This is a genomic window from Erwinia pyri, from assembly GCF_030758455.1.
Lineage (GTDB): Bacteria > Pseudomonadota > Gammaproteobacteria > Enterobacterales > Enterobacteriaceae > Erwinia > Erwinia pyri.
In genome coordinates this window covers 3,046,082-3,062,295 of sequence record NZ_CP132353.1, presented here as the reverse complement: position 1 = coordinate 3,062,295, position 16,214 = coordinate 3,046,082, and the positions used below count along the sequence as shown (strand labels likewise).

Annotated in this window: 12 protein-coding genes; 8 read left to right on the top strand and 4 right to left on the bottom strand. The window is 54.9% G+C overall.

Annotation, left to right across the window (positions count from 1 at the left end):
* Positions 1–368 precede the first annotated feature (368 nt).
* The gene (gene rhtA, locus Q3V30_RS14420) at positions 369–1,262 is read right to left on the bottom strand and encodes a threonine/homoserine exporter RhtA (RefSeq protein WP_306206722.1); all 894 of its coding nucleotides are present in this window, start codon (positions 1,260–1,262) and stop codon (positions 369–371) included.
* 386 nt (positions 1,263–1,648) lie between these two features.
* On the opposite strand from rhtA, the gene ompX reads away from it, so the two are divergent.
* The 8 genes from ompX (at position 1,649) to Q3V30_RS14380 (ending at position 12,306) form a co-directional block, all read left to right on the top strand.
* Positions 1,649–2,161, top strand: a complete 513-nt coding sequence (gene ompX / locus Q3V30_RS14415; RefSeq protein WP_306206720.1) for an outer membrane protein OmpX — start codon at positions 1,649–1,651, stop codon at positions 2,159–2,161.
* Positions 2,162–2,511: 350 nt separating this feature from the next.
* Entirely contained in the window at positions 2,512–2,964 is a 453-nt protein-coding gene (gene mntR, locus Q3V30_RS14410; protein ID WP_306206718.1) for a manganese-binding transcriptional regulator MntR, read from the top strand.
* A 24-nt stretch (positions 2,965–2,988) separates the two neighbouring features.
* Positions 2,989–4,104, top strand: a complete 1,116-nt coding sequence (locus tag Q3V30_RS14405) for an SLC13 family permease (protein WP_306206716.1) — start codon at positions 2,989–2,991, stop codon at positions 4,102–4,104.
* 159 nt (positions 4,105–4,263) lie between these two features.
* Positions 4,264–5,391 carry an HlyD family secretion protein gene (locus tag Q3V30_RS14400; protein ID WP_306206715.1) on the top strand — a complete coding sequence of 376 codons (1,128 nt, stop codon included), beginning with the start codon at positions 4,264–4,266 and terminating at the stop codon, positions 5,389–5,391.
* Positions 5,388–6,956, top strand: a complete 1,569-nt coding sequence (locus Q3V30_RS14395) for a DHA2 family efflux MFS transporter permease subunit (protein WP_306206713.1) — start codon at positions 5,388–5,390, stop codon at positions 6,954–6,956. Before Q3V30_RS14400 ends, Q3V30_RS14395 begins: the two co-directional genes overlap by 4 nt.
* A gap of 1 nt (position 6,957) precedes the next feature.
* Complete coding sequence (locus Q3V30_RS14390; RefSeq protein WP_306206711.1) at positions 6,958–8,511, top strand: efflux transporter outer membrane subunit; 1,554 nt, start codon at positions 6,958–6,960, stop codon at positions 8,509–8,511.
* A 606-nt stretch (positions 8,512–9,117) separates the two neighbouring features.
* The gene (locus tag Q3V30_RS14385; protein ID WP_306206708.1) at positions 9,118–10,605 is read left to right on the top strand and encodes a sugar porter family MFS transporter; all 1,488 of its coding nucleotides are present in this window, start codon (positions 9,118–9,120) and stop codon (positions 10,603–10,605) included.
* Positions 10,606–10,710: 105 nt separating this feature from the next.
* Positions 10,711–12,306, top strand: a complete 1,596-nt coding sequence (locus tag Q3V30_RS14380) for an ABC-F family ATPase (protein WP_306206705.1) — start codon at positions 10,711–10,713, stop codon at positions 12,304–12,306.
* A gap of 65 nt (positions 12,307–12,371) precedes the next feature.
* Here Q3V30_RS14380 and Q3V30_RS14375 read toward each other — a convergent pair whose 3' ends face one another.
* The 3 genes from Q3V30_RS14375 to moeA all read right to left on the bottom strand — a co-directional run bounded on the left by Q3V30_RS14375 (position 12,372) and on the right by moeA (position 16,049).
* Entirely contained in the window at positions 12,372–13,916 is a 1,545-nt protein-coding gene (locus tag Q3V30_RS14375; RefSeq protein ID WP_306206704.1) for a sensor domain-containing diguanylate cyclase, read from the bottom strand.
* Between the two features lie 149 nt (positions 13,917–14,065).
* Entirely contained in the window at positions 14,066–14,818 is a 753-nt protein-coding gene (gene moeB / locus Q3V30_RS14370; RefSeq protein ID WP_306206702.1) for a molybdopterin-synthase adenylyltransferase MoeB, read from the bottom strand.
* A 1-nt stretch (position 14,819) separates the two neighbouring features.
* Positions 14,820–16,049, bottom strand: coding sequence for a molybdopterin molybdotransferase MoeA (moeA, locus tag Q3V30_RS14365; protein WP_306206700.1), 1,230 nt, complete (start codon positions 16,047–16,049; stop codon positions 14,820–14,822).
* Positions 16,050–16,214 lie beyond the last annotated feature (165 nt).

Below are 16,214 nucleotides of genomic sequence, written 5' to 3'. Positions count from 1 at the left end.
CTCTTAATGTTGGTTGTCCTAATTAAGTACGGTATTAAGTATAGCACCGGTTTCACACTCTGCCGGAAAGTTACTACCTATTGGTTAAATAGCAGCGGCCTTTTTGCTCAACCAGTCCCATTAATAAGGAGAATTTACAGCAAACAACGAGAGTGATAAAAATTATCACTCTCGTTAAGGTGGTTATCTTACTGATATAAGGTAATATTCTTATAACGGCGGAACATAAGCGCGCCGTCTGTTATTTTTAATGAGCAACTCTTGCTAAATATTTCAGCGAGCACTTATCTCATCAATATCTAATCAAACTGCGCCAACTCAGTGCGCGCTATTAAAAAGAAGCCGTCCTGATAACCAGGTTACAGATTTTATTCTCTTAGCTCGCAAACAGGATCAATTTTTTGTTTTGCAGGGCGCATCATTAACGTTGAACCTGCCGAAGCCAGGATAATGGCCAGCAGGCCAAGCCACTGAATTAATGACAACACTTCCCCTAAAAAAAGCATACCTGATAAGGCTGCCATTGCGGGCTCCAGGCTCATTAAGGTGCCGAAGGTTTTTGCCGGCAGGCGAGTCAGGGCGATCATCTCCAGAGAGTAGGGCAGGGCGCTGGAGAGAATGGCAATGGCTATCGCCAGTGGAATCAGCGAAAGCGTCCAGATGCCTGCGCTGGCGTAGGCAAGACCCAGCGGCACAAAAATCACCGAGGCAATCAGCGATCCCATCGCTACCGTGGCCGGGCCATGCTCAGCTCCCGCCCGTTTACCTGCAAGGATATAAAGCGCCCAGAACGCACCGGCAAGAACGGCCAGCAGGGCGCCTTTGGGATCCACGCTGGAGATCGCTTTGCCAATCGGCAGCAGTAGCCATAAACCCAGCAGGGCAAGCAGCACCCAGATAAAATCTGACGGACGCCTGGAACCAGCCAGCGCCAGCGCTAAGGGGCCGGTAAACTCCAGCGCAACGGCGATACCCAGAGGGACGGTGCGCAGCGCCAGATAAAAACTGTAGTTCATGCCCCCCAGCGCCAGGCCATAAAGGCACAACGGCAAAAGCTGCTGTCGGGTAAAACGTAGACGCCATGGCTTAAAGATGGCGCAGAGGATCAGCGTCCCCAGCCCCAGACGCAGAGCGGTAATACCGGGAGCCCCCACTAGCGGGAACAGCGTTTTAGCCAGCGCCGCGCCGCCCTGAATAGAGGTCATCGCTATCAAGAGCACCAGCACCGGGAGCCAGATCGGAGATTTGTCGAAGGAAGACATCCTGTATACCAACCTTATTCGTCCATCAAAGCGGGAAAAAGTTCCCTGAAGTGTACTGGAAGGGCAGTGAAAACGTAGCGACAAAGGCTAAAAAAAGTAAATTTGGGTCGAAAAACAGGGCCGATTTGGTAAAGAAATGTCAGGTTTAATTAAGAATTATCTCAATGAACATTTTTTTACATTAATGAACATTTTTTTACATTAACGATAAGACAAGAGGGGAACTCAATAAATATAAGAGAAAAGAATGACATACGATACATCATTAACGTCCTGTTACACCAAACATTGTATTGGACAACAAATTCAAGGCAGAGTTTCTGGCTGAGTTTTGTTATATTTTCAGCGTTGTCAGGAGAATAAGTCTTTTCACATTTGAGGTGGTTATGAAAAAAATTGCATGTCTTTCAGCACTGGCTTGCGTACTGGCAGTTTCTGCTGGTTCAGCAATGGCGCAAAGCACTGTTTCTGGCGGTTACGCTCAAAGCGACTACCAGGGCGTTGCTAACAAAGCAAACGGCTTCAACCTGAAATACCGTTACGAAAACGGTAACGATCCACTGGGTTGGATTGGCTCTTTCACCTACACCGAAAAAGACCGCACTGACGCTGGCGTTTATAACAAAGGCCAGTACTACGGCATCACCGGTGGTCCTGCTTACCGTCTGAACGACTGGGCAAGCATCTACGGCGTTGTTGGTATCGGTTACGGCAAGTTCCAGGAAAATGGTCCAGCCCGTGACAAATCTGATTCAAGCGACGTAGGCTTCTCCTACGGTGCTGGCATGCAGTTCAACCCAGGCATCGAAAACGTTGCTCTGGACGTTGGTTACGAGCAGAGCCGCATCCGCAACGTTGACGTTGGCACCTGGATTGCAGGCGTAGGCTACAGCTTCTAAGCTGTTGTCCTCAAGCCCAGCCTGGCTGGTGCAATAAAAAATCCGCCCAAAGTGGCGGATTTTTTTATGGCTGCTTGTGAGGAGAAGGCGAGGTCTGTTCCGTTAACATCTCCAGTAGCATCAGGCGTAGCGTAAACGGTGAGCGACCAAGCAGCTTGAGTAAAAGTGGCTTTTTCATCAAATTTCCTCCGTTCACTTTATAATCAGGTATAGCACGGGCTATATTTTGTAGCCAGAGCTATTACGTGAATTTACGCGAAAATTTGTGCTTCTTTGAGCTTCGTTTACAATGTGGCACCCATGACTGGTGCGAGCGTTACAGGCATCAGAGAATAAGAAGAGGAAGCTGAATGAGTCGTCGCGCAAAAAGTGCAGTGCCCGCGCCACTAAAAGATATCGAAGAGCATGTCGAAGGCTTTCGCCAGGTGCGTGAGGCCCATCGTCGCGAGCTGATCGATGACTATGTTGAGCTGATTTCCGATCTGATCCGCGAATTTGGCGAAGCCCGTCAGGTCGACATGGCGGCCCGTCTTGGGGTTTCTCAACCTACCGTTGCCAAAATGCTGAAAAGGCTCGCCGGAGGTGGACTGGTAGAGCAGGTCCCTTATCGCGGCGTATTTCTTACTGCTGAAGGGGAAGCGCTGGCGGAAGAGAGCCGCAAACGGCATTACATTGTGGAGACGTTCCTGCTGGCGCTGGGGATCAGTCCCGATACCGCCCGCCGCGATGCGGAAGGCCTTGAGCATCATGTCAGTGATGAAACGCTGGCTATATTTCAGCAGTTTTACGAAAGCCGTCAATAATAATAACCGGTTCAGTGAGTCTGTATGACAACGCTCCTCAGACCTTTTCTGCACGATCGCTTTTTGCATCTGTTAGTTTTGCTGGGGCTGATTCTGGCCTGTTTTGCCCCGTTCTCACTGCGGGCGCTGCCATCAGCCGTTGACTGGCCGACCATTATTACGCTCTGCGGCCTGCTGATGCTGACCAAAGGCATCGAGACCAGCGGCTATTTTGACGTGCTGGGACGGCGGCTGGTTAAGAGATTCCACCGGCAGCGTACGCTGGCACTCTTTCTGGTGGCCGCCTCGGCGCTGCTCTCTACCTTCCTGACCAACGATGTGGCTCTTTTTATCCTGGTGCCTTTAACGCTTTCGCTGCGGCGCTACTCCGCCCTGCCGGTAACCAGAATCATCATTTTTGAGGCACTGGCCGTTAATGCAGGATCGCTGCTAACCCCGATCGGCAATCCGCAAAATATTTTACTGTGGCGCCATGCCGGTACTGGTTTTGTCGGATTTGTCTGGCAAATGGTGCCGCTGGCTGCGGTAATGGTTGGCAGTTTACTACTGCTTACCGCCTGCTGCTTCTCTGGCAAAAAGATTGGATCTGCTGCTGAGCAGGAAACGCCGCAGTGGCAACGGCCTTTGCTGATCGTCAGCGTATTGCTGTATGGCGTCTTTCTGTTGGCGTTAGAGTTGGATTGGGCCATCTGGGGCTTGCTGCTGGTGTTTGCCATTTTCCTGGTAAAGGAGCGGCGTATCCTGCTGACGCTAGACTGGAGCCTGATTACGGTCTTTATCGCCATGTTTATCGATGTGCATTTACTGACGCATTTGCCTTTTCTGCAGTCATCTCTTCACCAGATCTCTACCTTACCGCCTGCCGGGCACTATCTGCTTGCCATTGGCCTGTCGCAGATTATCAGCAATGTTCCCGCCACTATCCTGCTGTTGAGCACGCTGCCGGCCACCACGCTGCTTGCCTGGGCGGTCAACATTGGCGGCTTTGGCCTGCTGCCCGGCTCACTGGCTAATCTGATTGCTCTGCGCATGGCCAAAGACCGCGCCATCTGGTGGCATTTTCACCTCTATTCCCTGCCCATGCTGCTCTGGGCTATGGCGGCGGGCTGGGGACTGCTTTTGTTATTAAATGCGGTTTAAGTTCAGGTTTATCTGAATTCATCCCCTTGATTACGTCGCTAAAATCGCTTCATGTATAGTGGCGTAAAGCTGCGTTTGATTTTGTCAGTTTTCCATCTATGGTTAAGGCAGCTTGTATGTTTTCAGGTCCGTCAGGACCTTTGCTAACTGATGAGAATTATGGCTAATCAATCGAACAATGAGTCTGAAGACCAGCAGCGTCAGCAGGACGACGAAGAGCAGCAGCAGGACAATTCACAGCCTGAACGTAAGCGCCCCGGTAAAAAGCCGCTGATCATCCTGGCAGTGGTGGTGGTGATTGCGATTATTGTGGCGCTCTGGTTCTGGTTCACTACGCGCAATATCGAAACCACCGATGACGCTTTCACGGAATCTGATGCGGTGACCATCGCACCAAAAGCCTCCGGTTACGTAACGAAACTGCTGGTTAAAGATAACCAGCGGGTGAAGAAGGGCGATCTGCTGGTGGTTATCGATCCCAGGGACAATACGGCGCAACGCGATCAGGCTCAGGCGCAGCTTGGGCTGGCTGTCGCACAGCTTCATCAGGCGCAGGCTTCGCTGGCGCTCTCTAAGGTGCAGTATCCGGCGCAGAAAGATCAGGCGCTGGCCCAGCAGGCCAAAGCTCAAGCGAACTACCTGAACGCGCAGGAAGATTACAAGCGTCAGCGCGGCGTTGATCCCCGTGCCACCTCGCAGCGTAATATCGACGCCGCCAACTCGCAGTTAAGAAGCGCACGCGCTGAACTTGAAAGCGCTAAGGCGCAGGTGGAAGTGGCTTCGCAGATCCAACTGCAAATCCGCCAGCAGGAGACCAATGTTGAGGCCCGCCAGCAGCAGGTTGCACAGGCGCAGGCACAGCTCAATACCGCCAACCTCAATCTTTCCTATACCGAAGTGCGCGCGCCTTACGATGGGTTTGTCACCAAACGTAATGTGCAGGTGGGTACGCTGGTTCAGGCAGGGTCATCACTCTTCTCCCTGGTTTCGCCGGATGTCTGGATCACCGCCAACTTTAAAGAGTCGCAGCTTGAGCGGATGAATCCGGGCGACAAAGTAGAGATCACCGTGGATGCCTGGCCAGATATGAAGCTGGAAGGGCATGTGGACAGTATTCAGATGGGCTCCGGCTCGCGCTTCTCCGCCTTCCCATCGGAAAACGCCACCGGCAACTACGTGAAGATCGTTCAGCGTGTGCCGGTGAAAATCGTGGTGGATAAGGGGCTGGATCCCAATAAACCGCTGCCGCTGGGTCTGTCGGTTGAACCTAAGGTCACGGTGGAATGAGTCACAGCCAGAGCTGGCAACCGGCCAGCAACCCCTGGCTGGTCGCGATGACGGTGACGCTGGCGGTGTTTATGGAGATTCTGGACACCACCATCGTCAACGTGGCGCTGCCGCACGTTGCCGGTTCGCTCTCTTCAAGCTACGACGAATCCACCTGGGTTTTGACCTCTTATCTGGTGGCTAACGGCATCGTGCTGCCGATCTCTGCCTTTCTCAGCCGGGCATTAGGGCGTAAGCAGTTCTTCCTGATCTGTATCGTGATGTTTACCATCTGCTCCTTCCTGTGCGGCATCGCTACCGAACTCTGGCAGATCATCCTGTTCAGGGTATTGCAGGGCTTCTTTGGCGGCGGGTTACAGCCGGTGCAGCAGTCGGTACTGCTGGATTATTTCAAACCCGCCGATCGCGGCAAGGCGTTTGGACTCTCTTCTATCGCCATTATCGTGGCGCCGGTACTGGGTCCCACGCTTGGCGGCTGGATAACGGATAATTACAGCTGGCGTTGGGTCTTCTTCATCAACATTCCGGTGGGGATTTTCAGCGTGCTGGCAATTTATCAATTGCTGGAAGATCCGCCGTGGGAGCGTAAGCAGGCGAAGGGGAAACTGAATATCGATTACATCGGTATCGGTCTTATCACCCTCGGCCTGGGCTGCCTGCAGGTGATGCTGGATCGCGGTGAAGATGATGACTGGTTCCACTCTAATTTCATTATCACCTTTGCCGTGCTCACCTCTATTGGCCTGGTGGGTGCCGTCTACTGGCTGCTCTATGCGAAAAAACCGGTGGTGGATCTGCACTGTCTTAAGGATAAGAACTTTGCTGTGGCAAGCATCCTGATGGCGGGGATGGCCGCCATCCTTTACGGCAGTTCGGTGGTGATCCCGCAGCTGGCGCAGCAGGATTTAGGCTACACGGCGACCTGGTCAGGGCTGGTGCTGTCGCCCGGCGCGGTGCTGATTGTGCTCTCGATCCCGCTGGTGCTGAAGCTGATGCCGATTGTGCAGACGCGCTGGCTGATTGCTTTCGGTTTTACCTGCTTGTTTGTCTCATTTGTTTATTCCGCCACGCTGACGCCAGATGTGGATTTCACCACGCTGGTGATGATGCGTAGCGCGCAGACCATCGGGCTGGGCTTCCTGTTTGTGCCGCTGACAACCATCGCTTTTGTGACCATTCCGCAGCGTCTGAACGCCGACGCCTCGGCATTGTTTACCATGTGCCGTAACGTGGCAGGCTCGATAGGCATCTCGCTCTCCACAGCGATGATTACCGAAAGAGAGCAGGTGCGCAGCGCACATATGGTGCATAACATGTCCCCGCTCAACGAGCAGTTTAATCTGACCGTAGAGCGCTGGGCACAGGGCGTCAGGGACTTTACCTCTGCGGTGGGCGATCCGGTTACTATCGCCACCGGACAGCTCTATCAGGAGATGATCGCCCAGGCGCGCATTCTGGCCTATATCGACGTCTTTATGGGCCTCAGTATTGTTGCCCTGGTCCTTATTCCTTTTTGTTTACTGCTTACGCCGATTAAGAGCGAGGGCAGTGCTGGAGCACACTGACATGAACGTTTCCCCTCTTTTCCTGCGTTCGCGGCTTAGCGTGGTGCTGACCGCGCTGGCGCTGTCGGCCTGCTCCGTCGGGCCTGATTATCAGGCGCCAAAGCCTGTGATGCCGGGATCGTTTAACAATATTCAATCCGGCAGCGGTTCCAATCCTCAGGCGACGGTGACCAACCCGAGCTGGTGGAAATCATTTAACGATCCTCAGCTGGACAGCCTGATCGATCGCGCCATTGCCGGAAACCTGAGCCTGCAGCAGGCTGTGCTGCGCATTGCCGGTTCACGTCAGCAACTGAATCAGGCGCGCGGTGCCTGGCTACCCTCGGTTAACGGCAATCTTTCTGCTCAACGCCAACAGTTGGGGATCAAAGGCGAGCTGGAGTCCAACGGCGTCTATAACCAGGCAAATCAGGTAGACCCGGAGATCAGCTCCGCGCTGAACGAACTGACGCAGCCCGTTGCGCTCTATCAGGGCAGTTTTGATGCCTCCTGGGAGCTGGATTTATGGGGCAAAGTGCGTCGCCAGGTTGAGATGGCCGACGCGCGGCAGCAGGAGTCGGTAGAGAGCCGCAACGATGCGCTGGTTTCGCTTGAGGCGGAAGTCGCCAGGACCTATCTGCAGCTTCGCGGCGCGCAATCCGTCAGCCAGACGGTGCAAACGCAGATTGAGGTCGCACAGCAGACGCTGGATTTGACCCAGAGCCAGCAGCGCAATGGCCTGGCTCCACAGATGAATGTGGAGAATGCTCGTGCTCAGCTCCATTCACTGCGCGCACAGCTACCGCAATATGAGTCGCAAATTCATCAGGCGCTGAATGGCCTGGCCGTGCTGACGGGCAAACCGCCCGGCGCGCTGGATAGTGAGCTGATGGCGAACAAAGCGTTGCCGCCATTGCCTGAGGTGGTGCCGGTCGGGCTGCCTTCCACGCTGGCGAGGCGCAGACCGGATGTCCGCCAGGCGGAAGCCCAGCTGCACGCCGCTACCGCCAGCATCGGCGTCTCGGTAGCGCAGCTCTTCCCGGACCTTTCCCTCACCGGCCAGTTCGGCATGCGCAATACCGACGTCAGCTATCTTGATAACTGGAGCAGCCATTTCTACAGCTTCGGTCCTTCAGTCTCCATCCCGATTTTCCAGGGCGGCCGGCTGGTTTCCAGCGTTAAGCTGGCCAGGGCCGAGCAGGCCAGCGCCGCTCTGGGCTATCGCCAGACCGTGCTGACGGCTCTGCAGGATGTGGAGAACGCACTGGTCAGCTATCGCACCGATCAGCAACGGGTTGAGGGGCTGGATCAAACCGCGGAGGCGCTGCAGAACGCCTTTACGCTGGCGAACGACAGCTACAGACAGGGACTCTCTTCGTTTATTGATGCGCTGGATGCGCAGCGACAGCTGGCACAGGCGAAGCAGCAGGCAGCCCAGGCAAGGGTGCAAAGCAGCCTGGACCTGGTGGCGCTCTACAAGGCGCTGGGCGGCGGCTGGGAACTCTATCAAAACGTGCAGATGCCGGACTATTCGGTGTTTGGACCTGCTGAACAGGCGGATAAGCCGATTCAGTAGTAAACGACTGCTACTCGCGTTCATGCTGTGCAGGGATCGTCAGGCCATAAAAGAAAATAGTTTATGGTCTGGCGATACCCTTCTTACACTTTTCCTGACTCCTGACTCCTGACTCCTGACTCCTGACTCCTGACTCCTGACTCCTGACTCCTGACTCCTGACTCCTGACTCCTGACTCCTGACTCCTGTTTTCCACTTCCGCAGCCCCGTGGCCGGTATGGTTTTAATGACACATATTGCGGGCGGTGGCAGCGTAACCCATTTATTTTTTAAATCAGTGGCCCACGCAGCGAGCAGGCGGAGAAAGGAGAGGTCAGCGCGTCAGCAAACTGAAACGTATTTTCTAAATGTGAATGGATAAAATTTAAACAGTTTCATTCCCGCACATGACTCCTGGCTCCTGACAAGGTTTACAGCTCATATATGCGCTACTGGTCACAGAACGGCCGGTGAGATGCGCGCCAGGTCTCAAAATTTAATTTTCATTGTTAATTAAAATGAAAAAAATAAACTAAATTGTTTGCCATACCAGTTGAGTGTTACGGCATCGTAACTTCTCTGACCCGTTCCTTTCCACCCGGTAAGAATAAGAGGTAGAAAACCACCATGGCAAAAGAACAGTACATTAGCCCCAGTCGGGCCTCTGGCCCCAACAGTGAGACCCCAACCGAACCCTTTGTAAAAGTCATCGCCGTTATCGCCACGCTGGGCGGCCTGCTGTTTGGTTATGACACCGGGGTAATTTCCGGTGCGCTGCTGTTTATGGGGAATGAGCTGCATTTAACGCCGTTCACCACCGGCCTGGTCACCAGCTCTCTGCTGTTTGGCGCAGCGTTTGGCGCGCTCTTCGCTGGTCATTTCGCTGCTGCTGCCGGGCGCAGGAAAATCATCATTATCCTTGCGGTGATCTTCGCCGCCGGGGCGTTAGGAACTTCACTGGCACCGGATGTGCACTGGATGATTTTCTTCCGCCTGGTACTGGGCGTTGCCGTGGGTGGCGCCGCTGCCACGGTGCCGGTCTATATTGCGGAAATTGCCCCGGCCAATAAACGCGGACAGCTGGTAACGCTGCAGGAATTAATGATCGTTTCCGGCCAGATGCTGGCTTATATCTCCAACGCCGGGTTTAACGCGGCGTGGGGCGGCGAAAGCACCTGGCGCTGGATGCTGGCCATCGCCACTATTCCTGCCGTAGCGCTCTGGTTCGGCATGATGTTTATGCCCGATACGCCACGCTGGTATGCGATGAAAGGACGGCTGGCTGAGGCGCGTAAAGTGCTGGAACGCACGCGCGCCAAAGGCGACGTGGAGTGGGAGATGACCGAAATTGAGGAGACGCTCACGGAAGATGAAAACAGAGCGCCGCCCAGCCTGCGTGAGCTGAAAAAGCCCTGGCTGTTTAAGCTGTTCCTGATTGGTGTGGGCGTGGCGGTCATTCAGCAACTCTCCGGCGTTAACACCATTATGTATTACGCTCCCACTATGCTGAAGGCCGTGGGGATGAGTACCGATGCGGCGCTGTTCGCTACTATCGCTAACGGCGCTATCTCGGTACTGATGACTTTTGTGGGTATCTGGCTGCTGGGGAAAATTGGGCGTCGCACGATGACCATGATCGGCCAGTTCGGCTGTACCGCCTGCCTGCTGTTTATCGGCGCCGTAAGCTACCTGATGCCGGAAACGATTAACGGTGAAGTTGACGTCTTCCGTGGCTACCTGGTGCTGCTGGGTATGCTGATGTTTCTGAGCTTCCAGCAGGGCGCGCTCTCTCCTGTTACCTGGCTGCTGCTGTCAGAAATCTTCCCGACGCGCCTGCGCGGCATCTTTATGGGCGGTGCCGTTTTCGCCATGTGGATCGCCAACTTCCTTATTTCACTCGCCTTCCCGGTGCTTCTGGCGACGGTGGGGCTGTCAGGTGCCTTCTTTATCTTCGCCTTTGTCGGGCTTTTCGGGGCGGTCTTCGTGATCAAATGCGTACCGGAAACCCGTAACCGCAGCCTGGAACAGATTGAACATTACCTGCACGACTGGCTGAGCGATGATGTGGAAACCCGGCCGATGCCGGCGCCAAAACGTGAGCTGGAAAGCCATTAACGAAAACTAACCATGCTCTGCGGGGTGGCGGTGTATTCGCCGCCCCTTTTTTTTGGCATAATGCGCGCTGGTTCACATTCTCCATCGCAAACGAAAGGCAATCCTGTGCTAGTTTCCAGCAACGTCACCATGCAGTTTGGCAGTAAGCCGCTGTTCGAAAACATCTCTGTCAAATTTGGCGGCGGTAACCGCTATGGCCTGATCGGTGCCAACGGTAGCGGCAAGTCCACCTTTATGAAAATTCTGGGCGGGGATTTGGTTCCTTCTGGCGGCAACGTGTCGCTCGATCCTAACGAGCGTATCGGTAAGCTGCGTCAGGATCAGTTCGCCTTTGAACAATATACCGTGCTGGATACGGTGATCATGGGCCACGGCGAGCTGTGGGAAGTGAAAGAGGAGCGTGACCGCATCTACTCGCTGCCAGAAATGACCGAGGAAGATGGATACAAAGTCGCTGACCTGGAAGTCAAATATGGCGAAATGGACGGTTACACCGCAGAAGCGCGCGCGGGCGAACTGCTGTTAGGCGTGGGCATTCCGCTGGAGCAGCATTACGGCCCGATGAGCGAAGTCGCACCAGGCTGGAAACTGCGCGTGCTGTTGGCACAGGCGCTCTTCTCTAATCCGGAAATCCTGCTGCTCGACGAACCTACGAACAACCTGGACATCGATACTATTCGCTGGCTGGAGCAGGTGCTGAACGAGCGTAACAGCACCATGATCATTATTTCGCATGACCGCCACTTCCTGAACATGGTCTGTACTCACATGGCGGATCTGGACTACGGTGAACTGCGCGTTTATCCGGGCAACTACGACGAATATATGACCGCAGCGACACAGTCGCGTGAGCGTCTGCTCTCTGATAACGCCAAGAAAAAAGCGCAGATCAACGAACTGCAGTCGTTTGTCAGCCGCTTCAGCGCCAACGCCTCTAAATCGCGCCAGGCAACTTCCCGTGCCAAGCAGATCGATAAAATCAAGCTTGAGGAGGTTAAAGCCTCCAGCCGTCAGAACCCGTTTATCCGTTTTGATCAGGATAAAAAGCTGTTCCGTAACGCCCTGCAGCTGGAGTCGCTGACCAAAGGCTTCGACCAGGGGCCGCTGTTTAAAAACGTCAACCTGCTGCTGGAAGTGGGCGAGAAGCTGGCTATCCTCGGACCCAACGGTATCGGTAAAACCACGCTGCTGAAAACGCTGGTAGGAGAACTGCAGCCGGATGCGGGTGAAGTGAAATGGTCTGAAAATGCGCAGATTGGCTACTACGCGCAGGATCACGCCCACGACTTCGCCGATGACCTGAGCGTGTTCGACTGGATGAGCCAGTGGAAGCAGGAGAGCGATGACGAGCAGGCCGTGCGCGGTATCCTGGGTCGATTACTCTTCAGCCAGGATGATATCAAGAAGCCCGCTAAAGTGCTCTCCGGAGGCGAAAAGGGCCGCATGCTGTTTGGTAAGCTGATGATGCAAAAACCGAACGTGCTGATCATGGATGAACCGACCAACCACCTTGATATGGAATCCATTGAAGCGATCAATATGGCGCTGGAGATGTATGAAGGGACGCTGGTATTTGTTTCCCATGACCGTGAATTCGTCAGCTCGCTGGCTACCCGCGTGATCGAAATGACGCCGGGCAAATTCAATGATTTCACCGGTAACTACGAAGATTATCTGCGCAGTCAGGGCATCAACAACTAATCTGCTGCCCGGAAGAGTAAGGGGATCGCCAGATCCCCTTTTTTATGCGGCTGTTACGGCCTCACCTACAGCACCTCAACCCGATTTTTACCCATGGTTTTAGCTTGATAAAGCGCTTTATCAGCCTGGCCAATCAAAGTCTGTCGCGGATCCCCGATTACACCTCGCTCCATAACGTGCAGCCCGATGCTGACCGTGACAATTTTCGCCGGATGATCGCTCCTCTCATGGGGAATAGCCAGCGCCGTAACCCCTGCAAGCGCCGATTCAGCAAACCGTAAGGCCCCCTCACGATCGCTGCCGGGCAGGATCACCGCAAATTCCTCTCCACCATAGCGCGCAATCATGTCGTCCGAACGATGTGAGACCTGCAGCAGGGCGTCTCCGACACGTTTCAGGCAATCATCACCGGCCAGATGCCCGTAGGTGTCATTAAAGCGCTTGAAGGAGTCCACATCGATCATCAGCAGCGCCAGCGGCTTGCGCAACTTGCTGGCGCGCTCCAGGCAGCGTTCAAGATAGAGATCGAACTGCCGCCGGTTCGCCAGCCCGGTCAGGCTGTCTACCAGCGCCAGCGTTTGTAAGGTGCGGTTCATGGTGGTGAGCTGGTCACGCACCCGCGTCAGCTCCGCCTGATCGCGAATATTCTGGCTGAGGTTACGCAGCAGGAAATAGCCCAGCGCGAAGATAATCATCAGCAGCAGGCAGCATAAAACAAGATAAACCAGCAGATCGGCAAACCAGGCACGCAGCAGCGCTTTGTGGTCATACCCTACGGCGACCACCAGCGGGTAGCGCTTCAGGCTGGCGTAACCAAATATCCTTTCAACGCCGTCCAGCGCCGCTTTATAGGTGGCCGTGCCGTTGGGGGCCGTTTTAAGCAGCTCGGTAAACAGCGGGCTTCTGGAAATATTGTGGTTGATGGTGCTGTCGGGGAAGGGGCGGGCAAACAGCACATTGCCTTCATTACTCAGCAACGCTATCAAACCGCGATCGCCCAGATTGTAGTAGCCAAAAATTTGCCGGAAATAGTCGATACGCAGCGTGCCAAGCAGCACGCCACGGAATGAGCCATCAAGGTTGTTCAGCCGCATTGAGACCGGAATAATCAGATCGCCGTTAGTGCGGCTGTGGATCACTCCACTGATATGCACGGCATCGCCAGGATTCTGCTGATGGTAACGAAAATAGGCGCGGTCGCTATTGTTGCTCTGCTGACGGACCAGTCCCTCAGAGGTTACTACCCAGTTTCCCTTACTGTCGTAGACGAACAATCCATGCAGCTGTGGCAGCGATCTTTTGCGCTCGATCAGCAGGTTACGCAGATTGTCTTGCCGCTCCGCATCAAGGCCAACCAGCGAGATACGATCGCGTAGCTCCTGAAGCGTCAGTTCGACCTGAAGAAAAGAGTCCTCTGACTGTCGTGCCACCGATTGAGAGAGGTTACGCGCATTATTTTGCGTATCATTCACCATCCGTTCCCAGGTATTGAGCACGATCCAGCTGGTCACCAGCAGCACTGCACCGCTAATTACCACCAGGAAGACGATCAGCATCCGTCGAAAGTTCTGCATGCTGACGTCAGGCTGTAAACCAGGTTCTCCGGTCATTATTTTCACGCTCCTTTGGCTGGCTGTCTCATGCACTAACTATAGTGCCAGCCAGTTAAGGGCGTTGTTTTTATTCCTAAAAAAGAGGAGAAATGCGCAGGCGGTGGCAATAAACCGCGGCTAACGGGCGTCACGGGGAGCAGCAAAACTCAGCGGCTGCACACTTCGCAGGCGGGATCTTTCGCCACCTTCATCTCGCGAAATTGCAGGGTCATTGCATCATACATCAGCAGTTTTCCCGCCACGCAACTGCCATAGTGCGTAAGCAGGCGGATAGCTTCCATCGCCTGCAGCGACCCCACCACGCCAACCAGCGGCGCCATCACGCCCGCTTCCACACAGCTAAGCGTGGCATCACCAAACAGCCTGCTGATGCAGCGATAGCAGGGCGCCTCCTGCTGCCAGCTAAAGACGCTGATTTGACCTTCCATACGAATAGCCGCGCCGGAGACCAGCGGTGTTTTACTGGCATAGCAAAGCTTATTGATCTGTTCACGAGTGGCGACGTTATCCGTACAGTCCAGCACCACATCATGGCGAGCAATCAGAGCAGCGAGCTGCGCGTCATCCTGCTGTTGATCAATCGTTTCAAGGGTGACATGCGGATTGATGGCGCTGAGCTGCTGGCGGGCTGATTCGACTTTTGCCACGCCAATCCGATCGTCGTGATGCAAAATCTGCCGCTGTAAATTAGAGAGCGAAACGACGTCGAAATCGAGCAGCGTGAGGTGACCCACGCCAGCGGAAGCTAAATAGGGGCTGGCTGCGCAGCCCAGCCCGCCCAGCCCTACAACCAGCACTTTCGACGCTTTCAGCTTCTCCTGACCGTCAAAATCAAAGCCCCGCAGCACAATCTGACGATTGTAGCGCAGGCTCTCTTCATCGCTGAGTTCCGGCAGCATGTTACCCCTCCAGCAGGAAGTTGAAAGGTTCGACCTCTACCCATTCACCCGCTTCTACGTCGCCACGATCTCGTTCCAGCACGATGAAACAGTTTGCCAGGCTGAAGGAGCTGAAAACATGTGAACCTTGTGAGCCGGTGGTCTGCACCTCCAGCTCGCCCTGCGCATTACGCTGCAGGCGGCCACGCTGGAAATCGAGCCGTCCCGGCGACTTCTTCAGCTTGCTGGCGGCTTTCACGCGCTGGCGAGGCGGCAATGCCGGGCCTTGCTCTCCGGCCAGTTTTGCCAGCAGCGGCTGAACGAGTTGATAAAAGGTGAGGGCGGCAGAAACCGGATTGCCCGGCAGGCCGCAGAACCAGCTCTCTTTCAGCCGGCCAAAAGCGAAAGGCTTACCGGGTTTAATAGCCAGCTTCCAGAAGCTGATTTCGCCCAGCTCTTCCAGCATCTTTTTGGTGTAGTCCGCCTCGCCGACCGAGACGCCGCCGCTGCTGATCACCACGTCCGCCTGGCTGTCCGCCTGCCTGAAAGCTTCCCGCAGCGCCTGCTCGTCGTCGCGGATAATGCCTAAATCGATCACTTCACATCCCAGCTTATCCAGCATCAGGTGAACCGCAAAGCGGTTGGTGTCATAGATCTGACCCTCCGCCAGTGGCTGGCCTACGGGCTGCAGCTCATCGCCGGTAGAGAAAATGGCGACCCGGAGCTTGCGCAGAACCTTGACTTCAGCGACCCCCAAAGAAGCAAGCAGCGGAAGTTCAGCCGCCCCGAGCCTGATCCCCGCTTCCAGCACGGTCGCACCCTGCACAATGTCCTCACCCGCCAGCCGGATATTCTGGCCTGCTGCCACCCTGGCAGTAATACGGATAGCCTCGCCCTCCTGCTCCGTCTGCTCCTGCATTACCACCGCTTCACTCCCTGGCGGAATGGGCGCGCCAGTCATGATGCGGATACAGCTTCCGGCTGGCCATTCACCTTTAAAAGGCGCACCGGCAAAAGCTTTTCCGGCAACCTTCAGCGCGGCACCCGCCTCTGCCAGACGCAGCGCATAGCCATCCATTGCTGAATTGGCAAAAGGCGGCACATTAATGGGTGAAGTTATGGCACAGGCAGTAATGCGGCCCGGCGCTGCGGGCAGCGTCAGCGTTTCGGTCTCTGTTACCGGTGTAAGGGGCGCCAGCATCGTTGCCAGCGCGTCATCCAGCGAGATCAGTCCCGCAGTAAAAGCTTCCATTAGCGTCTCCAGCGTGCCTGAAAAGTCAGGCAGGCATCCAGTAAGATGGCTCTATTATGGCGCGATTTGCGCAGCGGGTCACGCTGGCCACCGCCAACGGCATGAGATAGAACCAATGGGTATTATCAGCCAGCGAACATTCTGCTTTACATCACTTTACAGCCT

Excerpts from the sequence above, each read along its gene's own strand:
- mntR (WP_306206718.1), top strand. The coding sequence starts at position 2,512 with ATGAGTCGTCGCGCAAAAAGTGCAGTGCCCGCGCCACTAAAAGATATC.
- moeA (WP_306206700.1), bottom strand. The coding sequence starts at position 16,049 with ATGGAAGCTTTTACTGCGGGACTGATCTCGCTGGATGACGCGCTGGCA.
- Q3V30_RS14385 (WP_306206708.1), top strand. The coding sequence starts at position 9,118 with ATGGCAAAAGAACAGTACATTAGCCCCAGTCGGGCCTCTGGCCCCAAC.
- ompX (WP_306206720.1), top strand. The coding sequence starts at position 1,649 with ATGAAAAAAATTGCATGTCTTTCAGCACTGGCTTGCGTACTGGCAGTT.
- Q3V30_RS14390 (WP_306206711.1), top strand. The coding sequence starts at position 6,958 with ATGAACGTTTCCCCTCTTTTCCTGCGTTCGCGGCTTAGCGTGGTGCTG.
- Q3V30_RS14375 (WP_306206704.1), bottom strand. The coding sequence starts at position 13,916 with ATGACCGGAGAACCTGGTTTACAGCCTGACGTCAGCATGCAGAACTTT.
- rhtA (WP_306206722.1), bottom strand. The coding sequence starts at position 1,262 with ATGTCTTCCTTCGACAAATCTCCGATCTGGCTCCCGGTGCTGGTGCTC.
- moeB (WP_306206702.1), bottom strand. The coding sequence starts at position 14,818 with ATGCTGCCGGAACTCAGCGATGAAGAGAGCCTGCGCTACAATCGTCAG.
- Q3V30_RS14405 (WP_306206716.1), top strand. The coding sequence starts at position 2,989 with ATGACAACGCTCCTCAGACCTTTTCTGCACGATCGCTTTTTGCATCTG.
- Q3V30_RS14395 (WP_306206713.1), top strand. The coding sequence starts at position 5,388 with ATGAGTCACAGCCAGAGCTGGCAACCGGCCAGCAACCCCTGGCTGGTC.
- Q3V30_RS14400 (WP_306206715.1), top strand. The coding sequence starts at position 4,264 with ATGGCTAATCAATCGAACAATGAGTCTGAAGACCAGCAGCGTCAGCAG.